Source organism: Streptomyces sp. NPDC031340, assembly GCF_055569945.1.
In genome coordinates this window covers 210034-234361 of the sequence record NZ_JBVIIE010000001.1, presented here as the reverse complement: position 1 = coordinate 234361, position 24328 = coordinate 210034, and the positions used below count along the sequence as shown (strand labels likewise).

Annotated in this window: 21 protein-coding genes and 1 pseudogene; 13 read left to right on the top strand and 9 right to left on the bottom strand. The window is 70.7% G+C overall.

Annotation, left to right across the window (positions count from 1 at the left end):
- Window positions 1-32: 32 nt before the first annotated feature.
- On the bottom strand, window positions 33-1250 hold the full coding sequence (locus ACZ5GT_RS01035) for a PP2C family protein-serine/threonine phosphatase (protein ID WP_469012160.1): 1218 nt from the start codon (window positions 1248-1250) through the stop codon (window positions 33-35).
- Window positions 1251-1377: 127 nt separating this feature from the next.
- Between ACZ5GT_RS01035 and ACZ5GT_RS01030 the strand changes: the two genes are divergently transcribed.
- A complete protein-coding gene (locus tag ACZ5GT_RS01030) occupies window positions 1378-1818 on the top strand; it encodes a hypothetical protein (RefSeq protein WP_469012155.1) in 441 nt (146 codons plus the stop codon).
- A 294-nt stretch (window positions 1819-2112) separates the two neighbouring features.
- Window positions 2113-3042 carry a hypothetical protein gene (locus ACZ5GT_RS01025; protein ID WP_469012152.1) on the top strand — a complete coding sequence of 310 codons (930 nt, stop codon included), beginning with the start codon at window positions 2113-2115 and terminating at the stop codon, window positions 3040-3042.
- A 184-nt stretch (window positions 3043-3226) separates the two neighbouring features.
- Here the strand turns inward: ACZ5GT_RS01025 and ACZ5GT_RS01020 are convergent, their stop codons facing one another.
- Together ACZ5GT_RS01020 and ACZ5GT_RS01015 are read right to left on the bottom strand one after the other, a co-directional pair.
- The gene (locus tag ACZ5GT_RS01020; RefSeq protein ID WP_469012149.1) at window positions 3227-6505 is read right to left on the bottom strand and encodes an FG-GAP-like repeat-containing protein; all 3279 of its coding nucleotides are present in this window, start codon (window positions 6503-6505) and stop codon (window positions 3227-3229) included.
- A 274-nt stretch (window positions 6506-6779) separates the two neighbouring features.
- Window positions 6780-8876 (bottom strand): PhoX family protein, encoded by a 2097-nt coding sequence (locus tag ACZ5GT_RS01015; protein ID WP_469012146.1) that lies wholly within the window; start codon window positions 8874-8876, stop codon window positions 6780-6782.
- Window positions 8877-9110: 234 nt separating this feature from the next.
- On the opposite strand from ACZ5GT_RS01015, the gene ACZ5GT_RS01010 reads away from it, so the two are divergent.
- From ACZ5GT_RS01010 to ACZ5GT_RS00995, 4 genes are all read left to right on the top strand, one after another.
- On the top strand, window positions 9111-11111 hold the full coding sequence (locus ACZ5GT_RS01010) for a VWA domain-containing protein (RefSeq protein ID WP_469012143.1): 2001 nt from the start codon (window positions 9111-9113) through the stop codon (window positions 11109-11111).
- Between the two features lie 120 nt (window positions 11112-11231).
- Entirely contained in the window at window positions 11232-12947 is a 1716-nt protein-coding gene (gene metG / locus ACZ5GT_RS01005; RefSeq protein WP_469012140.1) for a methionine--tRNA ligase, read from the top strand.
- 178 nt (window positions 12948-13125) lie between these two features.
- Entirely contained in the window at window positions 13126-14049 is a 924-nt protein-coding gene (locus ACZ5GT_RS01000; RefSeq protein ID WP_469012138.1) for a hypothetical protein, read from the top strand.
- Entirely contained in the window at window positions 14046-14474 is a 429-nt protein-coding gene (locus ACZ5GT_RS00995) for a hypothetical protein (RefSeq protein WP_469012468.1), read from the top strand. Before ACZ5GT_RS01000 ends, ACZ5GT_RS00995 begins: the two co-directional genes overlap by 4 nt.
- A 15-nt stretch (window positions 14475-14489) precedes the next feature.
- Here ACZ5GT_RS00995 and ACZ5GT_RS00990 read toward each other — a convergent pair.
- Window positions 14490-14690: pseudogene (locus ACZ5GT_RS00990) on the bottom strand (DUF397 domain-containing protein); the annotation flags it as partial.
- Window positions 14687-15562, bottom strand: a complete 876-nt coding sequence (locus ACZ5GT_RS00985) for a helix-turn-helix domain-containing protein (protein ID WP_469012135.1) — start codon at window positions 15560-15562, stop codon at window positions 14687-14689. The gene ACZ5GT_RS00985 and the pseudogene ACZ5GT_RS00990, both read right to left, overlap by 4 nt.
- Window positions 15563-15985: 423 nt before the next feature.
- Here ACZ5GT_RS00985 and ACZ5GT_RS00980 point away from each other — a divergent pair, with 423 nt between their 5' ends.
- From ACZ5GT_RS00980 to ACZ5GT_RS00970, 3 genes are all read left to right on the top strand, one after another.
- Window positions 15986-16909: a helix-turn-helix domain-containing protein gene (locus ACZ5GT_RS00980; RefSeq protein ID WP_469012133.1), complete on the top strand. Its 924-nt coding sequence runs from the start codon at window positions 15986-15988 to the stop codon at window positions 16907-16909.
- 467 nt (window positions 16910-17376) lie between these two features.
- Window positions 17377-17721 carry a hypothetical protein gene (locus ACZ5GT_RS00975; protein ID WP_469012130.1) on the top strand — a complete coding sequence of 115 codons (345 nt, stop codon included), beginning with the start codon at window positions 17377-17379 and terminating at the stop codon, window positions 17719-17721.
- A complete protein-coding gene (locus ACZ5GT_RS00970; RefSeq protein WP_469012127.1) occupies window positions 17718-18023 on the top strand; it encodes a helix-turn-helix domain-containing protein in 306 nt (101 codons plus the stop codon). Before ACZ5GT_RS00975 ends, ACZ5GT_RS00970 begins: the two co-directional genes overlap by 4 nt.
- 81 nt (window positions 18024-18104) lie before the next feature.
- Here the strand turns inward: ACZ5GT_RS00970 and ACZ5GT_RS00965 are convergent, their stop codons facing one another.
- The 4 genes from ACZ5GT_RS00965 to ACZ5GT_RS00950 form a co-directional block, all read right to left on the bottom strand.
- Window positions 18105-18581 (bottom strand): hypothetical protein, encoded by a 477-nt coding sequence (locus ACZ5GT_RS00965; RefSeq protein WP_398278548.1) that lies wholly within the window; start codon window positions 18579-18581, stop codon window positions 18105-18107.
- A gap of 119 nt (window positions 18582-18700) precedes the next feature.
- Complete coding sequence (locus ACZ5GT_RS00960) at window positions 18701-19570, bottom strand: GNAT family N-acetyltransferase (protein WP_469012125.1); 870 nt, start codon at window positions 19568-19570, stop codon at window positions 18701-18703.
- 87 nt (window positions 19571-19657) lie between these two features.
- A complete protein-coding gene (locus ACZ5GT_RS00955; protein WP_398278543.1) occupies window positions 19658-19822 on the bottom strand; it encodes a hypothetical protein in 165 nt (54 codons plus the stop codon).
- Window positions 19819-20943, bottom strand: a complete 1125-nt coding sequence (locus ACZ5GT_RS00950) for a radical SAM protein (RefSeq protein WP_469012120.1) — start codon at window positions 20941-20943, stop codon at window positions 19819-19821. Before ACZ5GT_RS00950 ends, ACZ5GT_RS00955 begins: the two co-directional genes overlap by 4 nt.
- 554 nt (window positions 20944-21497) lie before the next feature.
- On the opposite strand from ACZ5GT_RS00950, the gene ACZ5GT_RS00945 reads away from it, so the two are divergent.
- From ACZ5GT_RS00945 to ACZ5GT_RS00930, 4 genes are all read left to right on the top strand, one after another.
- Window positions 21498-22250, top strand: a complete 753-nt coding sequence (locus ACZ5GT_RS00945; RefSeq protein WP_469012117.1) for a DUF6879 family protein — start codon at window positions 21498-21500, stop codon at window positions 22248-22250.
- A gap of 12 nt (window positions 22251-22262) precedes the next feature.
- Entirely contained in the window at window positions 22263-23114 is an 852-nt protein-coding gene (locus tag ACZ5GT_RS00940) for a helix-turn-helix domain-containing protein (protein ID WP_469012116.1), read from the top strand.
- A gap of 590 nt (window positions 23115-23704) precedes the next feature.
- Window positions 23705-23995, top strand: coding sequence for a hypothetical protein (locus ACZ5GT_RS00935; RefSeq protein ID WP_469012114.1), 291 nt, complete (start codon window positions 23705-23707; stop codon window positions 23993-23995).
- A gap of 65 nt (window positions 23996-24060) precedes the next feature.
- Window positions 24061-24228, top strand: a complete 168-nt coding sequence (locus tag ACZ5GT_RS00930; protein ID WP_469012112.1) for a hypothetical protein — start codon at window positions 24061-24063, stop codon at window positions 24226-24228.
- Window positions 24229-24328 lie beyond the last annotated feature (100 nt).

Here is a 24328-nt window from a genome sequence, read left to right as displayed (position 1 = left end):
CACCGTAACCGCTGCGGGTGCAAAGGTGGGCCTCAGGACGGCAGACGCACCCGTCCGGGTCGCCCGGGCGGGACGCGCCGCACGGCGAAGATCGTCGCGTCGTCGGCGAGCCGCCTGCCGCAGTGCCGCAGCGTGTCGTCGCGGACGAGGGCGACCAGGCGCCGCGGGGCGGCGATGCCCGGGTCGGCGGCGACGGCGCCGGCCACGTCAACGGGGAGGGGATAGAACACCCCGTCGCTGTTGCGGGCCTCGGTGACGCCGTCGGTGGTCAGCAGCAGGGTCTCACCGGGGCCGAAAGGCACCCGGCGGACAGGGGGCGGGCCCTCGTCGGTCAGATCGCCGAGGCCGAGGGGGAGGCCGTCGCCGGGCGGCAGGGCGCGCACGCCCGCGGGGCCGACGATCAGCGGCGGTTCGTGGCCGAAGACGACGACGTCGACCGCGCCGGGGCAGTCCTCCGGGAAGCCGAGCAGCACGGCGGTGGCGAAACGTTCGCCGTCGTCCCGGCCGAGGGCCGTGGTGTGCTCGTGGTGGCGCATCATCCGGGTCTCCAGCCGCTCGGCGATCGTCGTCAGGGATGCCTCGTGGTAGCCGGCCTCGCGGAACGCGCCGAGCAGCGCGGCCGCCGCCTCGACCGCCGCGAGGCCCTTGCCCTGGACGTCGCCGACCAGGACGCGGGTGCCGTGCGGGCCGGGCTGGACGTCGTAGAAGTCGCCGCCGACCCGTGCCTCGACGTCGGAGGCGAGGTAGACGGCCGCGTGCTCGAGGCCGCCCCAGACCGGCGGCAGGGGGCGCAGCACGGTGCGGCGGGTGGTGTCGGCGATGTCCCGCATGTGCAGCATGCGGCGCTCGCCGCGCAGCCGCACCGCGCAGGCCAGCACCGCGAGGACGCCGCCGACGGCGACCAGGATGAAGTCGGGCAGGCCGCTCTGGTACTGGTCGGGCCAGGACCGGTCCCCGATGACGTACGCGCCGAGGGCGAGCGCGGCGAAGGCGGCCGTGCCCCACAGCCCGCAGATCGCGGCGGCGATGCCCGGCACCAGCACGATCCAGGAGTTGATCCGGAAATCACCGGTGTTGATGTCGACGGCCATGATGCCGACGAGCAGCAGCAGCGGCGGCACCCAGGCGACGCTGCGCCCGCGCACGCGCAGCAGCTGGTGCCGGTACAGCACGTCCTCGCGCCCGGCCCGCGGCACCCGGGGGAGCGGAGCCCGGCCGCCGGCCGCCCTCCTCGGCACCCGCCCGCTCATGAGCCCCAGCGAAGCACGCGCCCGCCCCCCGCGCATCCGGGGCGGGAACCGGTTCCGTCCGCCGACTTGCCAGGAGCCCCGGGCCGGTGTGCCCTGGAAACCGGGGCGAGGAGGAAGGAGTGCTCCCATGACGCACGCGGCACCCAGGCGCGGCGAACTGGTCAGGCCCACTCGCACACCCGACGTCTTCGACGAACGCGTCCACACGGCGGCCCGGTACGGGGTACCCGTCGCCCTCGGGCTCCTCTACGGCTACTGGGCGGCGGCGAACCGTCGCGCCGGCGGCCCCATCACCGGCTGGAATCTCCTGTTCGGCGTCGTGACCGCGCTGGTGTTCATCGTGCTGTGCATCGCCGTGGCGGTCCTCGCGCCGCGGCTGAAACGGGAACTGCACTCGCTGACGAAGTCGGCGTTCGCCGGCGCGGCGATCGCCTTCCTCTTCAACCAGAGCAGCGCGTCCGTGCTGGAGTGCGTGGCGCTGGGCCTCGCCGTCACGGCGGGCGTCTTCGCCGTCTTCTTCTACCGCTACTACACACGCGAGGACGCAGCGGGCAACCGCATCCGCTGACGAACCCCACCGCCGCGCCGCCGCCCGGCCGACAGTGACGATCCGGCCGGCCGCGCGGGCGGCCGGGCGCCCGACGGCGCGGCCCGACGCCGACAGCGGCAGCGGCAGCGGCAACGGCAACGGCACGACCGGGCGGCGGCGCGCCCCCGCAGCGGCACAGCCCGGCGGCAGCGCGGCCGCGGCGGCGCGACCCCGCGGCCGCACGTCCCCCGGCCCCGCGGCCCGCATGGGCGGGGGCACCCGTTTGCGGGCGTTGGGGTCGCGGGGGGTGGGGCGGGGACGTTGCCTGGGAGGGTGCCTTCACGACTGCGTGGCGTCCTGTCGGCCGCCCTGATCGCCCTCGCCTGTCTCCTCGCGCCGTTCGGCGCGCTGGCCGCCTGGGCCGCCTACGGGCTGGCCGACACCGGCCGGTACGTCGCGACGCTGGCGCCGCTGGCGGCGGACCCGGCCGTGCGGAACGCCGTCGCGGAGACCGTCGGCGCCGGGATCGTGGACGAGGTCGACGACCGGTTCGACGTCCGGCCGATGCGGGGCAGCGTGCGCCCGTTCGTGCACGACGCGGTGCGCTCGTTCACCCGGACCGAGGCCTACCGCACGGCGTGGGACGCCGGGAACCGGGCCGTCCACGACGCCGTGCTGCGCGCCCTGCGCGACGACGACCGCGAGGGCGAGCGCGCGGTGACCGTCGACCTCGCGCCCGTCACCGCGCAGGTCAAGCGCAAACTGGCCGACGAGCACATGCCGCTGGCCGACCGCATCCCGGTCCAGCACACCGAGGTGCCCGTGGTGTCGGCCGAGGACCTGGACCGCTTCCGGACGGGTTTCCGCGTACTGGAGGTCGCCGGCTTCTGGCTGCCGCCGGCGTCCGTGGTCCTCGCCGTCACCGGGATCGCCGTCGCCGGCTGCCGCCGCCGCGCGGTCACCGCGACCGCGCTCGGCGCCGCGCTGGGCGGTGCGCTGCTCGTCCTCGCCATCGCGATCGGCCGCCGCCTCACCCTCGCCGACCTGCCCGAACCGTCCCACGAGACAGCCGCTGGCGCGGTCTACGACGCCCTCACCGCCCCCCTGCGCGAGGCGTCCTGGCTGCTGGTCGCCCTCGGCCTGACGGTCGCCCTCACCGCCTGGCTCACCGGCCGCCCGGGCCCTCTCGGAAGAAGCCGGGGAGAACCCGCCGCGCCCGCCCCGCACCCGGCCCCCGCCCGGCCGACCCGCCTGAGAACCTGACACCCCCACGCACTCGCGCCCCCGGCGGGAACGCGGCAACGGGACGGCGTGGGGGTGTCTGCCCGCGGCCGGGCCCGGGCCTGGAGCCCGGAGCCCGGAGCCCGGAGCCCGGAGCCCGGAGCCCGGAGCCCGGAGCCCGGAGCCCGGAGCCCGGCCGCGGGCGCAAGCACCCCGCGGCCGGTGCTCACACCACGGCCCGGTACCCCTGCCAGCCCGTCGCGATCTTCGTGCGGCCACCGAACGACCCCTTGCCGTCTCCGCTGTTGCGGTACAGGTTGCCGCTGGTGTCGCGCGAGACGAGGTCCGTCCTGCCGTCGCCGTCGAGGTCACCGGCCGCGACGAGGGCGTTGTAGGAGGCGCCCCAGTTCGAGAAGACCTTCACGCGGGCCTTGAACGTGCCCTTGCCGGTGCCGGCGTACCGGTACAGGTTGTTCGACTTGTCCTGGGCGAGCAGGTCGCCGATGCCGTCGCCGTCGAGGTCACCGGCCCCGACGACCTTCTTGTACGTCCGCCAGTCGGCGTAGAGCTTCACGCCTGCCGACAGCTTGCCCGTGCTGGTGCCCTTGTACAGGTGGACAGAGCCGGTCGAGGCGTTCCGGGCGATCAGGTCCGGGCGGCCGTCACCGCTCACGTCACCCGGCGCGGTCAGCACGTCGTACTGGTTCCAGCCGGAGGTGCCGAGCGAGGTGTACGGCGTGGCAGGCGTCGCCGCCTTGCCGCAGGCCGGGCGGTACGCGCGCAGGGCACCGCTGCTCAGCCGGACCAGCACGTCGTTGCAGCGGTCGCCGTCGAGGTCGCCGAACGGCACGAACTTCGCGGTGGTGGGCCAGCCGGCGCCGGAGACCTTGGCGCCCAGCGTGCCCGTGCCGGTGCCGCGCCGGACGGCGAGGGTGCCGGAGGAGTCGAGGGTCAGGACGTCACCGATCCCGTCCTGGCCCGCGTAGTCGCGCGGTGCCGCCGCTCCGGCCGTCACCGCGACGCTGCCGGAGAGACTGAGGGCGGCGCCCTGGCCGTCGGCGGGCTGGGCGATGAGCTTCCAGGTGTAGGCGCCGTTGGCGACCAGGCGGCCCGCGGAGTCCTTGCCGTCCCAGGCGGCCTTGAGCAGGCCTCGGGCCTCGGAGCCGGACAGGGTGCGCACGGTGGCGCCGGACGCCTTGTGGCGGACGGTCACCGTCCAGGAGGCGGCCGGCTTCGACAGCCACCAGGTGCCGGACCAGCTAGCGGCCCCGGACGTGACCGTGGAGTCGACGGCCGACAGCGCGGACGCCGGAACGCCGGTCGGTACGAGGTGGACGCGCTGCTCGCGGTCGACGTAGGCGACGCCGCCGCCGAAGCGGTCCACCGTCCAGTTCAGACCGGCCCAGAGGTTGTCCCGGCCGATGTCGGTCCAGTCGGCCAGCTTGCGGCTCGGCAGTTCCGTGTGATCGCCGCTGGACGGCAGTCCGCCGTGCAGGTCGACGAGGTTCAGCCCACTGCTCGCCCCGATGCCGCCGACGCGCTCGACGAGGTAACCGTCGCCGAGGAGAACCCTGTCCGACGGGGCGGTGGCGGTGCGCTTGGTCGCACGGTCGTAGACGCCCGACCCCTGCGCGGTGCCCCACGCGTCCTCACAGGTCCAGTAGACCCAGCGGCCCACGGCCTGGAGATCGGACGGGGTGCAGCCGTTGCGGGTGGTGAAGGACTCCACGGCGGTGCCGGACGGGAGCCGGGTCGCCGTGACCTTCCCTCCGGTGGCCGCGCCGCTCCACAGCGTGTTGCCCCAGACCGCCGCGGCGACCCGGTCCCGTTTCTGCAGGACCTTGCCGGGCGAGCCGTCGGCGAACTCGCCGATGTACTGCCGGCCGGAGGATGCGCCGTCGACGACCGCGTACCGTCCGGAGAGGTCCTTGAGCTGCGGGTCGGAGTCGCCCGTGTCGAGGGTCGGGCCCCAGTCCTTGGCGCCGTTGGTGCGCAGCATGGTCAGGCCCGACTCGGTGGAATGGCGGCGCCCGTGGCGGCCGGTGCCGTCGGCGAACATCCGGATGCAGTGGCCGGTGCCGTCGGTGCAGTCGCCGTCCTGTCCGCTGACCAGCCCGTCCACCGTGGTCCGGGCCACGCTCGGAGTGCCGCCCGTGGTGAACCAGGTGCTGCGGTAGGCGCCGCGGATGGTGTCCGGCTCGTAGAGCGTGCTGTTGTCGGCCGTGGTGAGGATGCCGCTGCCGAGTGACAGCCCGTGGACCTGCGCGGGCATCGGCTGTACGGCGGTCACGCGGTCACGGGTGACGGAACCGTCGGCGCCCCGGGCCACGCGGTACACGCCCCAGTCGAGGTCGCCCTGTCCGACGTACCGTTCCGCCCCGGCCACGAGGACGGAGCCGTCCGGCGCCTGGACGAGTTGCTGGGCGGCCGGGTCCATGACCTTGGTCAGGTCGGTGTCCGTGCCGTCGGTCGTGAGCGCCCACAGCGGCTGGCCCCGGTACTTGTTGTCGCCGGGCGACATCGGCTCGACGCCGAGCAGGGCGTCGCCGACGATCCCGTAGCCGGCCCGGTAGGTCAGGGAGCCCGTGTCGAAGGTGCGGGGCGCCTTGGCCAGGTCGTCACGGTCGTACAGATCGGCCTTGGAGCGCCCGCCGCGGAGCCGCAGCACCGAGTCGGCGCCCAGCTTGAAGCCGGTCACCTCCCAGGGGTCGTCGGGGGAGACCCGGTCGGGCAGCGGGCTGTACGCACCGGTGGTGAGGTCGACGATGCCCCAGTGGGCGAATCCCTCGTCGCCGGTCTCGTAGCGGAGGATGACGGACCTGGGGTCGCCGTCCTCGACGACGATGCGGGACGCGGCCGGCAGCCCGGTCACGGGCGTCTGCACGACCCCGCCCCCGTCCTGGACCCGCCACAACTGATAGGCGGTCGCGTTTCCGCTGACGCCGATGCTGTTGCTGGTGAGGACGGTGGAACCGAAGGTGCCCTCGTAGGTTTGGTACTCGGGCACCGGCACCACGACGCTGCCGCCGGAGTCGCCCGCGCCCTGGAGGAGGGTGACCTGGGAGTCCTCCTCCGAGTAGAGGGCGACGGTGTCGGACCCGTCCCCGTAGTAGCCGGGCTGGAAGGAGGGATTGCCCTCCAGGTAACCGCCGTCGATGTCGTACTGGACCGGGACGTCCAGCAGCTGCTCCAGCGCGGTGGTGGTCCCGGTGGCGTAATCGGTCCACAGGAACCGGTCGTCGCCCTCCTGGGCCCACAGGAAACCGCTGGTCCCCGCGTTGAGGATCTGTGTGTACCTGGGGACGGCACGCGGTGCGGCGGGCAGCACGACCTCGGCGGCCGACTGCGACGCGGCTGCCGCCGAGTGCGGTACCGCGGCCAGCGGGAGGCCGAGAGTCAGCGCCGTCGCCAGGACGGCCGCGGTACGTGCCGCCGACGGGCCGAGGCGTGCTGAACGGGGACCAAGAACGGGTCTGCGGCCGGGTCGGCCGGGTCGGACCACCATTCCTCCTGAAAGGCAAGAAGAAGGCATGGCGGGACGTGCGGCGACGCCCTGGCTTTCCCGGCCCCCCGGCCAAATCCCCCCACGCGCGTGAGGGGAGCGTAACAGCATGTCCATGACCGGCTGCCGCGCACGGCGCGGACCTCGACCTGGCCGGCACCGACCACCGCGCGCTGCTCGTGGACATCGCGCTGCACGGGCATGCCTGACGCTCGGAAGAAGGGACCCGGCAGGGGTGGGCGCACCCCCTATACCGGGCCCCTCGCTCGGGCAGGCCTCAGACGCCGATGTCGCGGCCGTCCTTGCGCCACACCGCCACGACCGCCGGGCGGACGATCCGGCCGGCACCGTCGGGCCAGGTGCTGGCGGGCTTCTCCACGGACGCCCCGTCGATCTCGCCCGGGTGCTGCACGGCGACCAGCACGCGCCGGTCCTGCACGATGGGACCGCAGGTCTCCGCGCCCGTCGGCACGGTCAGGAACTGCTTGAGCTCACCGCGCCGCTCACCACGCGTGGCGACGCCGAACAGCCCGTCGTGCGAGCCGAGTTGGTTGCCGTCGGTGGAGATCCACAGGTTGCCGTGCGGGTCGAAGGCCACGTTGTCCGGGCAGGAGATGGGGCTGACGTCGTCCTTCGGGAACCCGGCGAAGTAGGTCGCCGGGTCGTCCGGGTCGCCCGCGACCAGGAACAGCGACCAGCCGAACTCGGTGCTCTCGGGACGGTTCCGGCGCTCGGTCAGCTCCAGGATGTGCCCGTGCTTGTTGGCGTTGCGCGGATTGGCCTCGTCGGCCTTGGCCTCGCTGCCGACACCGCGCTTGGTGTTGTTGGTGAGGACGACGTAGACCTTGCCGGTCTGCGGGGACGGCTGGATGTCCTCCGGCCGGTCCATCTTCGTCGCGCCGACCTTGTCACCGGCCAGCCGCGTGAAGACGAAGACCTCCTCGGCGGTCATGCCCTCGACGTGCGAGACGGCGCCCTCGGCGGTGGCGGTGGCCAGCGGGATCCACTGACCGCTGCCGTCGAACTCGCCGTCCGAGGGCAGCGCGCCGCTGCCGTCGATCTCGGCGGCGGGCGAGTCGCCGGTGAGCCGGGCGACGTAGAGGGTGCCCTCGTCGAGCAGCGACAGGTTGTGCTCCCGCACCGCGCGCGAGGAGCCGTGCTTCATCCGCTTGCTGCCGACGAACTTGTAGAAGTAGTCGAACCGCTCGTCGTCGCCGGAGTAGACGACCGGACGGCCGTCCGCCGTCAGCCGCACGGTCGCCGCCTCGTGCTTGAACCGTCCGAGCGCGGTGTGCTTGCGGGGCGTGGACGTCGGGTCGTACGGGTCGAACTCGACGACGTAGCCGAACCGGTGCACCTCGTTCGGCTCCTGCGCGACGTCGAACCGCTTGTCGAACCGCTCCCACTTGCGCTCGGTCGCGCCGGTGCCGATGCCGTAGCGCTTGTCGGTGGCGCGGCTGCCGTTGGCGAAGTACTGGTTGAAGTTCTCCTCGCCGTGCAGGGTGGTGCCCCACGGGGTGGTGCCGCCGGAGCAGTTGTTGAGGGTGCCGAGCACCTTCGTGCCCGTCGGGTCGGCGGAGGTCTTCAGCAGGTCGCTGCCGGCGGCGGGCCCGGTCAGCCGGAACTCGGTGGTGGCGGTGACGCGCCGGTTCAGGGCGTGCCGGGTCACCGCGGTGAGCCTGCCGGTCCTCCGGTCCTCCTCCACGACCACGGCCGCCAGACCGTGCGCGGCCCAGGCGACCTCGACCTGCTGCCGGGTCGGGTTGGCCGGGTCGTAGCCGCGGAACATCAGGATCTCGTCGGTGTACTCGTGGTTGGCGACCAGCAGCTGCCGGCCGTGCTCGCCGGGCAGCGGCAGCAGGGCCAGGAAGTCGTTGTTGTACCCGAACTGCCCGGCCTGCGCGGCGGCGGTCTGGTTGTCGGGGTCGAAGGCCGGGGCACCGCGCAGGATGGGCTCGCCCCAGCGGATCACGACGTTCTGGCCGTACCCGTCCGGGGTGACGACGGCGTCGACGGTGTTGGGGGCGACGGGGTCGAACCGCAGCCCGCGCGCCGCCTTCGACACCGGCTTGGCGTGCGAGGCCGCGCCCGCGGCCCGCGTGCCCGCCGCCTCGGCGGCCTGCGCCTGCGCCGGGCGGGCGGTCGCGAGGCCGGCCGTACCGGCCGCGGCGGCCACGGTGACGACGGCGGCGGCCCGCATCATCGAGCGGCGGCCGATGGCACCGGCGATGACGTCGCCGACGTACTCGTTGGAGCTGGTGTTGGGCACCTCGTGGAAACAGGCGTCACCACACCGGAAACGACAGGTCAGGGCGGATCGCCCACCCGGATGCGAGCCGGACGGCGTCCCGACGATCGGCAGCAGCTTGCGCACTTTGCTCTCCCCTTGCATGCCCTTGGTGTGAGCGTGACGGTAGGGGTGCGTATGTGCGGGAGGGCTGCCGCGAAATGAACGAAGAGTGAAGTCCCCGGCACCTGAGGCGCACTTGACACGGGGCCCGGCGCAGGCCCCCGCCCCTCCCCAAGATCGCCCTCCGGGGCGGCTAACCTTACGTGTCCGTCCTGGCCAGGGATTGACGGGCAACAACTTACGCGAAGGGGTGCGCACATGGGCATTCTCACTCTCCTGCGGAACGCTTTCGGCCGATCACGCAAGGAACGTGCGGCCGAGGCGGAGGGTGCGGACCGTACCTCTTCGCAGCCGCCGGAGGCGGCATCGACGCAGGTGGAGGCGGGACAGACGACTCAGGCGGAACAGCCGACGGTCCCCTCCCCGTCCCCCGAGCCGCAGCCCGCGGCTTCCGCCCGCGTCCCGGAGCCCCGCTCGTCGACGCCGGACGACAGCCAGGACGAACACGACCTGGTGGCGGCGGCTTTCGACAACGTGACGGTCCCCAAGCCGACGGACACGGACGAACCGGCGGGCGAGCCGACGGCGGAGGAGCCGGCCACGGCGGAGGAGCCGGCCACGGCGGAGGAGCCGGCCACGGCGGAGGAGCCGGCCACGGCGGAGGAGCCGGCCACCGCCGAGGAGCCGGCCACCGCCGAGGAGGCCGAGGAGCCGGTTACGGTCGCAGCCGAGGACTCGGTTACGGAGGCCGAGCCCCGGGCGGAGGACAAGCCCGAGGCGGAGGCAGAGGCCGAGCCGGTCGCCGAGCCGGAGGTCACGCCTGCCGCCGAGGAGACGGCCGAGCCCGAGTCGGAGACCGAGCCCGTTGTCGAGACCGAGCCCGTTGTCGAGGCCGAGCCCGTTGTCGAGGCCGAGCCGCAGGTGACCGCCGAGGAGCCGACCCCGGAACCGGAAACGGTGACGGAGGCAGAGGCAGACGCAGAGGTGGCACAGGAGGAGCCCGAGGCCACTCCCGAACCGGCCACCGAGGCCACCGCCGAGGCCGACGAGCCCGAGCCGGCAGCCGAGGAACCCGTGACGGAGCCCGAGCCCGTCGCAGAGCCCGAGGCGAAGACCGAGTCGGACACCGAGCCCGAGGTCACGCCTGCCGCCGAGGAGACGGCCGAGCCCGAGGCCGCGGCCGAGACAGAGCCGCAGGTGACCGCCGAGGAGCCGACCCCGGAACCGGAAACGGTGACGGAGGCAGAGGCAGAGGCAGAGGCAGACGCAGAGGTGGCACAGGAGGAGCCCGAGGCGACTCCCGAACCGGCCGCCGAGGCCGCCACCGAGCCCAAGCCGACAGCCGAGGAACCCGCGACCGAGCCCGAGCCCGCCGCGGAGCCCGAGGCAGAGGCGACCTCCGACGAACCGGAGCCCGAGGTCGAGGCCGAGCCCCAGGCGGAGTCCGCTCCGGAGCCCGCTCCCGAGCCGGAAACCACTCCCGAAGCCGAAGCCGAGCCCGAGGCGGAGCCGCAGCCCGCCCCCGAGCCCGAGGTCGTGGCCGCCACCCCGGAGGCCCCCGCAGCCGAAGTCGCTGCCCCCGAGGCCGAGGCCGACGCCGAGGTCAAGGCCGCCGAGGCCGTCGGGCTCGGTTCCGCCTACCGGGCCGCCGCCGACGTGCTCGCCGCGCAGGGTCTCGCCGGTGCCCGCGCCTCCGTGTACCTGGTGCTCGACCGCTCGGCCTCGATGCGCCCGTACTACAAGGACGGCTCCGCGCAGGCCCTCGCCGAACAGACCCTCGCCCTCGCTGCCCACCTCGACCCGGCCGGCCCCGGCACCAAGGTCCACGTCGTCTTCTTCTCCACGGAGCTGGACGGCACCGCCGACGTCACGCTCGCCGACCACGAGAACAAGATCGACGAGCTGCACGCGGGCCTCGGCCGCATGGGCCGTACCAGCTACCACGCGGCCGTCGAGGCGGTCGTCGCCCATCACGAGAAGAACGCCGCCGAACCGAAGGCCCCGGCCCTGGTCGTCTTCCAGACGGACGGCGCTCCCGACGCGAAGACCCCCGCCACCCAGTCCCTCACGGACGCGGCGAAGAACCACCCCACCGTGTTCTTCTCCTTCGTCGCCTTCGGTGAGCACGACAACAAGGCGTTCGACTACCTCCGCAAGCTGAAGACCGACAACACGTCCTTCTTCCACGCGGGCCCGACCCCGCGCGAGCTCACGGACGCCGAGCTCTACGAGGGAGTCCTCGCGGTCTGGCGCCCGTAGCCAGCGCGCAGCACCACCAAGGCCGCCCCTTCCCACCCTGCAAAACGGGAAGCGGGCGGCCTACCCATGTCGGCTACGATTTCAAGGTTCGTGAAACCCCCGACCTGGGAGCAGCCCCCGATGGCTCGACACCTCATCACCAGCGCCCTTCCGTACATCAACGGGATCAAGCACCTGGGCAACATGGTGGGGTCCATGCTCCCGGCGGACGTTTACTCCCGTTACCTGCGCCAGCGCGGCCACGACGTGCTGTACATCTGCGCGACGGACGAACACGGCACCCCGGCGGAGCTGGCCGCGAAGGAGCAGGGCCTGCCGGTCGACGAGTTCTGCGCGCAGGCGCACGACGCGCAGAAGGCGGTCTACGACGGCTTCGCGCTGGCGTTCGACTACTTCGGCCGCAGCTCCAGTCCCGAGAACGTCGAGATCACCCAGCACTTCGCCCGCCGCCTGAACGAGAACGGCTTCATCGAGGAGCGGGCGATCCGCCAGGTCTACTCGCCCGCCGACGGCCGTTTCCTCCCCGACCGCTACGTGGAGGGCACCTGCCCGCACTGCGGCTACGACAAGGCCCGCGGCGACCAGTGCGAGAACTGCACGCGCGTCCTGGACCCGACGGACCTGATCAACCCGCGTTCCGCGATCTCCGGCTCCACGGACCTGGAGGTCCGCGAGACCAAGCACCTCTTCCTGCTGCAGTCCAAGCTCCAGCACGAGGTCGAGGAGTGGGTGGCCGCGCACGAGGAGGAGTGGCCGCAGCTCGCCGCCTCCATCGCCCGCAAGTGGCTGAACGAGGGCCTGCACGACCGCGCGATCACCCGCGACCTGGACTGGGGCGTGCCGGTGCCGGCCGACACCTGGCCGGAGCTGGCGGCCGAGGGCAAGGTCTTCTACGTCTGGTTCGACGCCCCGATCGAGTACATCGGCGCGACGAAGGAGTGGGCCGACCAGGACCCGGAGAACCGCGACTACCGGTCCTGGTGGTACGACGTCGACACCGAGGTCCGCTACACCGAGTTCATGGCGAAGGACAACGTCCCCTTCCACACCGTGATGTTCCCGGCCACGGAGCTCGGGGTCCGCGAGCCGTGGAAGAAGGTCGACTACGTCAAGGCGTTCAACTGGCTGACGTACTACGGCGGCAAGTTCTCCACGTCGCAGAAGCGGGGCGTCTTCACCGACCAGGCGCTGGACATCCTGCCCGCCGACTACTGGCGCTACTTCCTGATCGCCAATGCCCCCGAGTCCGACGACTCCTCCTTCACCTGGGAGCACTTCACCGCCACGGTGAACAAGGACCTGGCCGACACGCTCGGCAACTTCGTCAACCGCGTGCTGTCCTTCTCCAAGAAGCGCTTCGGCGAGGAGGTCCCGGCGGGCGGCGAGCCCGGCGAGGCCGAGGCGAAGCTCGGCACGGAGATCACCCGTCTCCTCGCCGAGTACGAGGAGCAGATGGAGGCACTCCAGTTCCGCAAGGCAGCTGCCGCGCTGCGCGCCCTGTGGTCCGCGGGCAACTCCTACCTCGAGGAGAAGGCCCCCTGGCTGGAGATCAAGACGAACAAGGAGGGCGCCGCCCTCACCCTCCGCACGGCGATGAACCTCATCCACCTCTACTCGGTGGTCTCCGAGCCCATCATCCCGACGACGTCGAACGCGATGCGCGAGGTCTTCTCCCTGGCGGACGACACCGCGAGCTGGGTCACCCGTGAGGAGGCGAAGGCCCTCACCTCCGTCCCGGCCGGCACCGCCTTCACCGTCCCGCCGGTCCTGTTCGCCAAGCTGACGGACGAGGACCTGGAGACGTACAAGGAGCGCTTCGGCGGCGCGGACCAGTAACAGCAGCCAGGCACGACCTCCCCGCACAGCAACAGCGGCCCGGAAACCACCCGTTTCCGGGCCGCTGCGCGTTCCCAGGAACCGGCCGAGGAAGGGTGAACGTTTCCGCCTTCCCCGAACGAGTGAACCATTCCCACCGCAGGCCCGCCCCGCCTCTTGATCCACCTACGGTGACCGCATGGTCACATCCACCCACGAGGCGTCCCACCGGATCTTCCAGGACAGACCGGAACTCCTCACCCCCGTCTTCGACCTCCTCGGGGTCCCGATGTCCGCGAAGGCCTCGGTGTCGGTCCTCAGTGCCGACGTAACGGAGATCCAGCCTCTGGAGAGACGCGTGGACACGGTCCTGCGCGTCGAACCGTCCGACGGGAACGCCTTCCTGCTCGCCATCGAGACACAGCGCAAGCGCGACAACCGCAAGGCGACGAGCTGGTCGTACTACGTGGCGTATCTGCACGAGAAGTTCAGCCTTCCGGTGCTGCTGCTCATCACCTGCACCGACCTGCGTACGGCGCGGTGGGCGACCGGACCGTTCACCTGCGAGGTGGGAGGGTGGACCACCCACTGCACCCATCCCCTGGTCCTGAGCCCGGCCAACGTACCGGTGATCACCGACCGGCGGACAGCCGCGCGGAACCTGGCGATGGCGACGTTCTCCGCCATCACGCATAGCAAGAATCCGGAGTCCAGAGCCATACTGGAGGCCCTGCTCGGCGCCCTGCAGGAGGCAGACCCGCAGACCGCCCTGTACTTCAGCGGCCTACTGGAGATCGGCCTGGGAGACACTCCGGCCCGAGAGACATGGAGAAAGCTGATGAGTTTCACCAACTTCTTCCCCGGCCGGGGCACCCTTCTGGAGGAGACCTACCTGGAAGGCCAGGCCGAGGGCGAAGCCAAGGCCATCCTCCGCTTCCTCGAAGCACGGGGCATCTCCGTCCCCAAGGCTGCCCGGGACCGCATCGCCGACTGCACCGACCTCGACCTCCTCAACCGTTGGCTGGACCGGACGCCCCACGTGCGCAGCATCGACGAACTCTTCGCCGAGGGCGCGGAGACCACTGCGGACCGGGCCGAAACGGGACCCGAGGCGCGAACGTGATCGACGATCTGGACGCATCACCGGAGCTGTTCGACCTGCTCCGGATGAACTCCCTGGCCCTGGGCCTGGGCGTACCGCCCGAACTCGTACTCGCCGACTTCCGTGTCGGGTTGGAGGACCTGAGACAAAAAGGCTCCGTCTCCCTCCAGGACATGGCCCGCATCCGGGCGGGTCTGGACAAGCGGACCAACGAGGATCACGAGGACGAGGACTGGGTCCGGGGCTACGCCGCCGGATACACCGCGGCGTGGGGCGGGGCGGTCCTGCGGGTTCTGGAAGTGCGTGACATCAACGTACGCAAGGAGATCTACCGCTACCTCTCCCTGTGTCCGGACCCGGATGCTCTCACCCGCTACCTGGACCGCGCCGTCACAGCGAGCACGTCGGAGGAACTGGTGACCCCCGACCTGGCGAGCAACGAGTAGGGCTGTCGCGTGCGCCGAGGCGTAGGCCACGAACTCCGCCCACGCGTCGCGGCCGAGCGCGAGTTGCGCGCCGCCTATGTTCTTCGAGTCGCGGACGTGCACGGTGCCGGGGGTGACGGCAAGCTCGACGCAGTCGTTGCCGTCCCCACTGCTGCTGTAGCTGCTCTTGAACCAGATCAGTCCGGAAGCGTCGCGCCGAGTGGAGGTGCCCATCATGTCTCTCCAAGCATCTGCTCGATGAAGGCCCGTGACTCTCGGGGCGTGAGAGCCTGCGCCCGGATCATGCCATAGCGCAGTTCGAGGATCCTGAGCTGCTTCAGCTCGGACACCGGGCGGCCGCTGAACGCGCCGTCAGAGCGCCCGACCGCCGTGCCGTCCGGAAACTTGAGCACCTCGATCAACCCGCCCGTGCCGAAGTGATCCTCGCAGTCGGTCGGCATCACCTGGATCGAGACGTTCCGCAACTGCCCGAGTTCCAGGAGACGTTCGAGTTGCCGCCGCCAGACCATTCTCCCCCCGACCGGGCGGCGCAGAGTCACCTCTTCCTGGACAAAGCTGAGAGCCGGTGCCGGTGACCGTTCGAAGATCGAACGGCGGGCCATCCGAGCGGCCACCATACGTTCCGTCTCCTCGTCCGAGTAGCTGGGAAGCCACGCGTCGAAGAGCGCCCGCATATGCTCCTCGGTCTGCAACAGACCGTGAATGTTGTGGTTGCTGTACAGCGCCAGCTCAACCGCCTGGGCCTCCAGCTTCCCCAGCTCCCGAACCCGTTTCGGATACCGGACCTTCTTCACGTCCTCCCAGGCCGCCGCGATGAGCCCGCCCGCGCCCAGCACCTCGTCGGCTTCGCGCAAGTACTCCTGCCGGGGAATCCGCTTCCCGCTCTCGACCTTGTAGACCAGGTCCTCTCCGTACCCGATCGCCACCGCGAAGTCGGCGGCACGCATGCCCACGGCCTCCCGCCGCAGCCTCAACTGCCGCCCCACAGTGGTTAATACGGCCACTCCCCACTCGTCGTCCGGATCGACCTCCCACCCCGGCTCCTCCGCCTCGTCCGTGAGCTGCCGCACCTCTCCGTCGACCGGCATCCCGCACCCTCCGTCGTACCGCCGTGCCGCGACGCCGCTACCCGCAGACCAAGTCACTCCACGTATCGGCGCCATCACTGCTCACGGTAAGCACGCACGACCGTACCCGGCCGCGTGAACAGGGAAAATCCACCCGCGATGACGGCACCCGCACCGGAACCCGACCGCATGTGCTCCGGTGCCGCAGGCGGTCTTTCCCAAGGACCACGAGAGGGAAAGAACCCCACCAAGCCCCACCCCTCCCGCCCACGGCGCACGCTCACTCCCCCGAGTGAACATCACCAACTGAGCTGGATTCGTCCCCGGTTGTCTGCCTTACGCTCCACCAAGCGGCACGAAACAACCCCCAGACATGCAACGGCCCTCGCCGGGACTGGCATCCCAGTGCGAGGGCCTGACCACCAAGGAAGCAGCACCTTCCCGATGGACACCCAAAACACTAGCGCGCCCCCGCGCGCCCAGTCCCGTAACGGCGGCGAAAACCACCCGCTCCGGCGGACTCGGCGCACGCATGCGAACGCGCACCCCGGCGGCGTCATCCACGACAACACCCGCCACGCCACCCGCTTCACGGTCATCGGCAACCATCTCGCCCAGCACCCCGAGCTGTCGGCGCTCGCCATCGGGCTGGCGGTGTACATCCAGTCGGTCCCCGCCGGCACCCCCGTCGACATCAAGACCCTCGCCGACCGCTTCCCCGAGGGCCGGACCCGGATCGCCGACGCCCTGAGCGAGCTGGAGAACCACGGCTACCTGAGCCGTACCCGCGAACGCACCCCGACCGGCCGGATCGTCACCCGCACCGTCTCCTGCAACCAGCCCGGCCGCCACCACGACCCCGACCATGACGCGTCCGAGGCGGCACCGCCGAAACCCCCGGCCCGCCGCGCGGCCACCGCCCCGCAGCAGGAACCCCCACGCCGCCGCGCCCTCCCCGCCGTGCCGAAGCCCGCGTACAGCTCCCCCGCCCTTCTCCAGACGGCCACCGAGATCCTCGCCGGCCTGCGCCGCAAGGACCCCCGCCTGCTGCTCTCCGCCACCGACGCCGAACACCTCGCGCCCGGCGTCGTCGCCTGGCTGGAGCGGGACCTCACCCCCACCGCCGTACGCCACGCCCTGACCGACGACCTGCCAGCGGAACCCCTGCGCCGCCCGGCCGCCTTCCTGGCCCACCGCCTGACCGCCCAACTCCCACCGCTGCCGCCGCTCCGCATCCCCGAACCGACCCCGCCCGTCCGGTACCCGCTCCGCAACTGCGACTCCTGCGACCGCGGCTACCGAGGCCCCGACCTACACCACTGCCGCGACTGCCTCGAACGCCGGGAACCGGTGCCCGCGACCACCTGACGAGTCGCCCAGACCCGGCGGCCCGCCGTGAATCGGCTCGCCAGCCGCCCTCACGCTCAAGTCCATGACGACCGCTCTACGGGACACACCGCAGAGCATCGCCAACCCGATCATCGAACTCATCGCACAAAGCCTGGGCAAGCACCCAGCCGCACGACTGTGGAGGAAACCGGTGGCCGTGGACCTCTCCTTTTACAAGTCACCCCTCTCCGAGGAATCCGCGACGAGGACCGAGCTGAGGGCGAAACGCGACGCGACGCCGAGGACATCCTGGAAGTTCGCGGCATCGACGTCCCTGAAGCGGCCCGGGAACGCATCACCGACTGTGGCGACCCCGAAATCCTGCGCGACTGACTACGGCGTGCCGTCACGGCCCCGACGGCCGAAGACGTCTTCGCGGACAAGTAGGCCCAGGCGATGGCAGCGAGGCCGGCCCGATACGCGGGCCGACTTCCGGAGGTAGCGCGATGAACGGCGAGAGCTGGCGGGAGCGCAGACGCGCGCTCCTGAGGGACAATCCGGCGGCTGCCGAGAGGGCGGCACGTCTCCTCATCGAGATGGGCACAGAGGAACGCGACGACGCGGAGATCGAAGCCGAGCACACGGCGGCATTCCTCGCCGCGACACGCGAGTACACCGGTCGGGGACATGAGCTGATCTGCCGTCCCGAAGAGGCCGCTGATGCCTTGCGTGCCGCTGTCGCCGTCGTCGCCCCGGAGCGCCTGTACGAGATGCTCGCCACGGAAGCGCGAAGCCCGACACCCTCCCCCGCCCACACCGTCCACGACCGTTTCCCGGAGGCCACACCATGAGTCACACCCGTTGGGACATCACCGATGTCGACCGGGCGCAGGAGGGGTACCAGGAGGCCCGCCGTGCCTATCTGTTCGGCAAGGCCCTCCGCGATCGCCGTACCGCCCTGGGCATTACCCGAACCCAGCTCGCCGCGCGAGCCGACATGAGCCAGGCCGCCATCTCGTGCCTAGAACATGGGGGTTCCACCCCCACGATCCCTATCCTCGAACGTCTGGCCATGGCTCTCGGCTCCACCCTGCATCTGGACATCGCCCCCAACAGCGATCTCTCGGTGAGCTTCACGTCCCAGGCGGCCTGATCACCGGGAGATTGATGCGGAAACCGGGCCCGTGGACCCGGCCACCCGCCCGTCCGGCTATCGGAATTCAGGCATCAGCCGTCAGGCCGGTGGTGGCGCGGGCGCAATGAACTCCAGCACCTTGCCGCCGAGCCGGTCACCACAGACAGGACAGCCTGTTCGATACGCGTGGACGCGGAAGCGCTCGACACTGTCGGTAAAGAGAGGGAGAACCACGTCGAGGGCGACCACCCGGAGCTCGGCGCCGCAGGCCGGGTGCGTGATGTTCAGAGGCTCTCCGACGACGGCCCCGGTAAAATCGGCTTCGGTCGCCACCCCGGAAGCCACTCGTCTGTCGAGTGCGACCAGGTCGGTTCCATCGCTCCAGTGCAGGTAGTAGCGGTGCAACGGCCAACCGGGGCGTACGCGTACCAGGATGCGGCGCATTCGCGGATGGCCGACGAGCAGGCGGTCCTCCGACTCGTCGAAACCGCGGATCGGCTCGTCGGCCGAGACCGGCTCCTTGGCGGGGAAGTAGCGTGTCTCCCACTTACGGAAGGTAACGATCAGCCCGCCCACGGTTCCACCTTGATCATGTCGGGGATGAGTGCCTCACTCTCGCCTGCGCCTGGCAGAGTCTGCCAGGCGCAGGCTCACTCAGAATTCGGGATGCATGGCCAACAGAGGTGCTGAAGCGGCTACGCCGGTGTGGTGTGGACGAAGCCGAGGGAAGTCAGTCCTTCGGCCTGGCACAGCCTGTCGGATGGACCGCCGACCTCGGTCTGGAGGAGTTGGTAGACGGCGCCGTGGGACCGGCCCCAGTGCATCGCGGCCCGCCACAGGACGCGGCCCAGGCCCTGCCCTCGTACCTCGGGCAGGACGGCGAAGTACTGGGGCATGAGCTGGGGGCATCCGATCGCGTCGGGGCGTACTTCCATGGGACCGATCGCGCCCACGATGCGGTCCTCGATGGCCGCGGCGAGGACCGGGCCGCACCGGCCGGCCTGCATCTGGGTGTGGAGGAAGGCCAGGCCATCAGCAGCCATGGCCGTGGCGAACGGCCCGAAGGTCTCCTGCACGGCCGCCGGCCAGTCGGTCACGGGGCGGACCGGGCCGCCGGGGTCGGGGCACGGGCAGGTGGTGAAGTCCTTCAGCTGAATGCGGGTGCCGCGCGGGAAGCCGGTCTCGGGACCGAGCGGGCGCACAACCCGGGCCTTCATCGCATCGTGCACGGCGGCGAGCTTCACCGCCAGCTCGCTGGCTTGATCCACGACGTCGCCACGGTGCCCGTAGGAGAAAACCTTGACGGTGCCGCGTCCACGCCGGGCCAGGGTGGGGATGAGGGTGTGGTCGGGCTCGTGGACCACATCGCCGCCGAGCACCGTCTCGTCCTTCTCGCTACTCCACCGCCGGTCCTTGTCATAGTGGAGGAAAGACCGGTCAGTGACGGCCGCTCGCAGGGTGTCCTCGAAGAGGTCGACGGTGAGCGCGTGGGGGTGGACCGGGCCAAGAGTCGGCACGATCGGCGCGGTCAGTACCGGCCTCAGCCAGTCCCAGCGGAAGAACATGAGCGGCACCCTAGCGGTCGGCCGGGCAGGGCTCAGGTCCCGACGCGGACGCGCCGGGACCTGAGCGGAACCGACCGGTCTTGTCAGTCAGTGGGGGTTGTCGTCGCCGGCGTCGCAGGAGCACTCCGCGCTCTCCACGATGTCGTCCAGGTCCAGGACGGCAGTCACCGAGAGGGCGGCGACGGGCGGCGCCGCGCGGCGCGCCGAGGTCGGGGGGCCCGGCAGAAGGTCCACCAGTACGGGCGGGGTCATGAGGCGTTCTCCTTGTCTCCGTGTTGGCAGTAGCTGTGCAGCGGCGCCTTGGCTTCCTGGTAGTGCTTGGCCAGGGGGCGGCAGACCCGGCAGGTGCCGGACAGGGCGCAGCCCTCGCACCCTCCAGTGCGAAGCATGAGGCGGTCGGCGATGGCGCCGAGCCGGGTGAGGCCGTCGATGCCTTCGGCCATGAGGTCGATCTGGTCGTCGCGGCCGACCTTGCAGATCGAGACCTTGGCGTGCGGGTCGGCATGGAAGAAGGTGTGTCCCGCGTTGCAGCCGGCGAACGGCTTGCGCTGCCGCAGATGGGCGGCGGACTGGGCGAGCAGCGGTTCTCCGCCGCCGTAGATCGTGGGAGTCATGTTTGTGTACGCGTGGTTCTCGACGTTCCACTTATCGGCGAGGGCGGCCATCTCGTCGGCCTCGGAGGCGTTGTCCTCGGTCACCACGACGTTGATGCGCAACGGCAGGCCCGCTTCGCGTGCGGCGTCCATGCCGCGCCGGAACGCCTTCCACGCCCCGCGGCGCTGGGCGAGCGTGTCGAAGGACTCCTCGCTCGCCCCGTACATGCTGACGACCAGCCGGTAGGGCGGGCAGTCCCGGAACAGCTCAAGGAGGTCCGGCCGCCAGAGCAGCGAGCCGTTCGTGGAGACGGTGAGCATCATCCCGGCCTGCCAGGCGTATCGGTAGGCGCCTTGGAAGTCCGGGTCCATGGTCGGCTCGCCGCCGGTGATCTGGAGCCAGAGGACACCGGCCTTGCGCATGATTTCCAGGAGCCGCGTCTTCTCCACCCAGCCGAGGCCGGAGAAGGGGCGCTCACCGAGGTAGCAGTGCTTGCAGCCGAAGTTGCAGCCGAGGTTGATCTCCCAGGACGCGCGACAGTATCCGTACGGGGACGGCTCGCGCACCAGCACCGTGCCCTGCGCGGGCCGACCTGCCAGATCGATACCCCACACATCGGCGGCGGTCTGCACCACCCAGGTGGGCAGATCCTTGCTGTTGGTGATGGCCTGCCGCAGGCCCTCGTAGTGGTCGAGGGGGATACGGGCTCCGGCCCTCGCCCCGGGCTTGAGAAGCAGGTGTCCGTCGAGAAACGGAGATGCAATCAGTGCGTGGGCCATCAGCGGCCTTTCTTCAAGATCCTTGAATGGGATGGCATGCGTAAGCCCTGACGGCCGGCACGGCAGTAGATCTCGCCGAGGCCGTTGCAGGTGCCGCAGCTCTTGCCGGACGAGTCGGCGCCGCTGCCGCCGCAGTCCCCGCAGCTCTCGTTGCGAGGAGGGAAAGGGGGCTGGGAGAGGACAAGTGGTGCGCTTTTCACCCAGGGACTCCTCACAGACGGAAGGTTCGGGTAGGCAGGGCCGGCCGACGGGAAGCCCGAGGTTGAGATCCGTGGGTCAGTGGCCGGGGTCAAGAGAGCGCGACGCATGCCTGATCGAGAGCCGCCCGCAGGGACTCCACGGCTGCAAAGGGATCGAATTCACCGCGCGCTGTGACCATGGACGAGACGGTAAGGACGCTGAGTCACTGGACGCGATGCGATGTTCTCGTATGTTCTCCGCCCCTGGATGAATGTTCTTACGTGATCTCACACGATGGGGTGCACGCTGTGGCGTGGGCACTTCGGCGCCGGTGATGCTGATGGCGACAGGGCCCCACACCATGGGAGGCGACCGTGGCACGACGACTGCGCTTCAACGGCACCGACAGCAAGAACGGTGGCTGCCCCGCCGTTCACGAGGATCTCGACTCCGGTGAGATCATCGTCCAGGGAACACCGCTCACCGACCCCGGGGACATCGCCCGGCTCCAGCACTTCGGCCCCGGAGACGCGGCAGTGGTCGTGCCGCGTGAACTCCTCGTCAATCACGGGCCCAAGGAGGTCACCCACGTGCCCAAGCTGATCGGCCTGGCGGAGTTCGGGCGGCTCTTCGAGACTTTCGAGCACTCGGCTTGGCACCTGGAGACACGGCGGGGCTATGCATCGGACCGGGAGGACCCTGGGTACGCCGAGTTCCTCTCGACCGGCACGGCCCCGTGCGACCTCGACAGCGAGTGGTGCGTGAACATCCGACGGCAGACGGCCGACGGCAAGTACGTGGGGCGGGTACGTGTCGTCGACAACCCGCCGACCGAGGGACAGTTTTTCCTGCTCGACTATGCGAAGTGCAACGCGGCCACGGGCGAGGACGTGCGGAACCTGTGGCGCGAGGACGCGGAGCGGCTCCGGCTGCCCGCCGAAGACTTCTGGATCTTCGACAGTCGGCTGGTGGCCGTGCTGCGCTTCGATGACGAGGACACCTTCCACGACGTCGAGGTCATCACGGAGCCTGCCGAGGTCCTGCGCTACTGCCAGGTCCGCGACGCAGCGGTGCACGGGTCCGTGCGGTACGACGAGTTCGCGGCGCGACTCGGCGCCGACTCCTAGCGAGCGGAACCAGTGAGCACAGACTTCCAGCAGGCCAGGCAGGCCCTCGGGCTGCGCTTGAGGGAACTCCGGCTGTCGGCCCCGGAAGGACGGCTCACCGGTACGCAACTGGCTCAGCGACTCGGCTGGCCACACTCCAAGATCTACAAGCTGGAGAACGGCCGGCAGACCGCCACCAGCGAATACCTGCGGGCGTGGGCCGGAGGTGTCGACCGGCCGGACGTCTTCGATGAACTGGACGCCCGACTCAAAGGCTTCGAGTCCCACATTCGCTCCTGGCGCCGGCAACTGGCCGCCGGGCACCGGCCCGTGCAGGACAGTTGGAACCTGGAGGTCGGGCGGTCCCAGGCAATCTACGCCTGGGAGGAGTCTGTCGTTCCCGGCATGCTGCAGACAGCCGACTACGCGCGGCACATCTTCCTGCGGTACGCAGACCTACAGGGTTCGGTCCGCGATACAGATGCCGCGGTCCGTGCCCGCATGCGGCGCCAGGAGTGGCTGTACGAAGCGGGCCGGGCGTTCCACGCCCTGGTGTGGGAGGCGGCCCTACACGCCCTGGTCTGTCCGCCGTCCGTCCTCGCCGGCCAGCTCGACCGGCTCGCGGGCATCGTCGGCATGGACACCGTGGAGCTGGGGATCATTCCGCTCGGCGCCCCGCTCAAGATCCCGGCCGCCAACGGCTTCTGGATCCTGGACGACAGGCTCGTGATCACCGAGGACTGGCATGCGGAGCTGTGGCTGGACGACGCCGACAGCGTGGCTACCTACCTGCGGGTCTGGAACACACTCCGGGAGTCCGCCGTGTACGGCGCTGACGCGCAGCACCTCATCACCTCAGTACGACGGACGCTGCGCTCACACTGACTGGACGTCGGGTATCAGAAGCACGCTTACCGGCTCATCAGATGGCCGTCCACGCCCCAGCGCCTCCGAGCATCACCCGTTCACTCCGGCCGGATGACGAACGCCCTCACATCCCGCATCCGTCCGGCACATGGTCCTTCTGGGGAGCGCCAACAGCCCTGTCCGACAACATCGAGCTCGGGGTGGCCCTCCGGGATCCTCACCTTGTGGAGCCGCTCGTCGACCACTTTCGGTGGCTGCTGGCACCCGAGAACAACGTCATGCGGCGCGCGTGAGCCGACGGGCTCTACCTGGGCTCGGAAGCCACCCATTCCCGGGCTTCTGCGTAGGCCCAGGCGCAGGCCGGGGAAGTCTGCGTTTCCCGGCCTGTGTTGCCCCCGTCCCCGAACGAGTGAACCACTCCCTCCACAGAACACCGCGCCTCTTGAGCCGCCTACGTTGACCGTATGAGCTGCCTTCCTGCTCGCCGCCAAGCTGGACGCCCTGTTCGCCGTCTTGCATGAGGCAGGCCCGCAGACCGCCGGGTACTTCAGCGGCCTACTCGAGATTGGCCGGGAGACATTCCGACCCGACAGACATGGAGAAAGCTGATGGGTTTCATCAACTTCTTCCCCGGCCGGGGCACCCTCTTCGAGGAGACCTACCTGGAAGGCCGGGCCAAGGGCGAAGCCAAAGGTGAGGTCAAAGGCACGGCCAAGGCCGTCCTTCGCTTCCTCGAAGCCCGGGGTGTCTCCGTCCCCGAGAAAGCCCGGGACCGCATCGTCGGCTGCACCGACCTCGACCTGCTCAACCGCTGGTTGGACCGGACACCCTACGTGGAGAGCATCGACAACCTCTTCGCCGAGGGCGCGGAGACCGCCGCGGACCAGGCCGAAGCGTGACCTGAGGCGGGCCGGCTTCCGTTCGGGACCGGAAGACCCGCACTTGGTGCTTCTCCCCCTGGGCCGTGACGCTGGAAGTCGGGCCCGGCCTCCCGCACGTCTTCCAGCTCCACTACGGCCGCCTCGACGAGGCGGACGCCGCACTCGACCGCGCCGCCCGCTTCCTCACCGCCCACCTGCGCGCCGGGCACCCGGACACCGGCCGCCAGGTTCCTCCCGTTTCGTCGCAGTAGTGCCGCATCAGGCAACGTCCGCCCTGTCGACCACGGCTCGTAACCGCTGATCGTCAGCGTGACGGTTTCAACAGATGACATAGCGGCGGAGCAGCCGTCT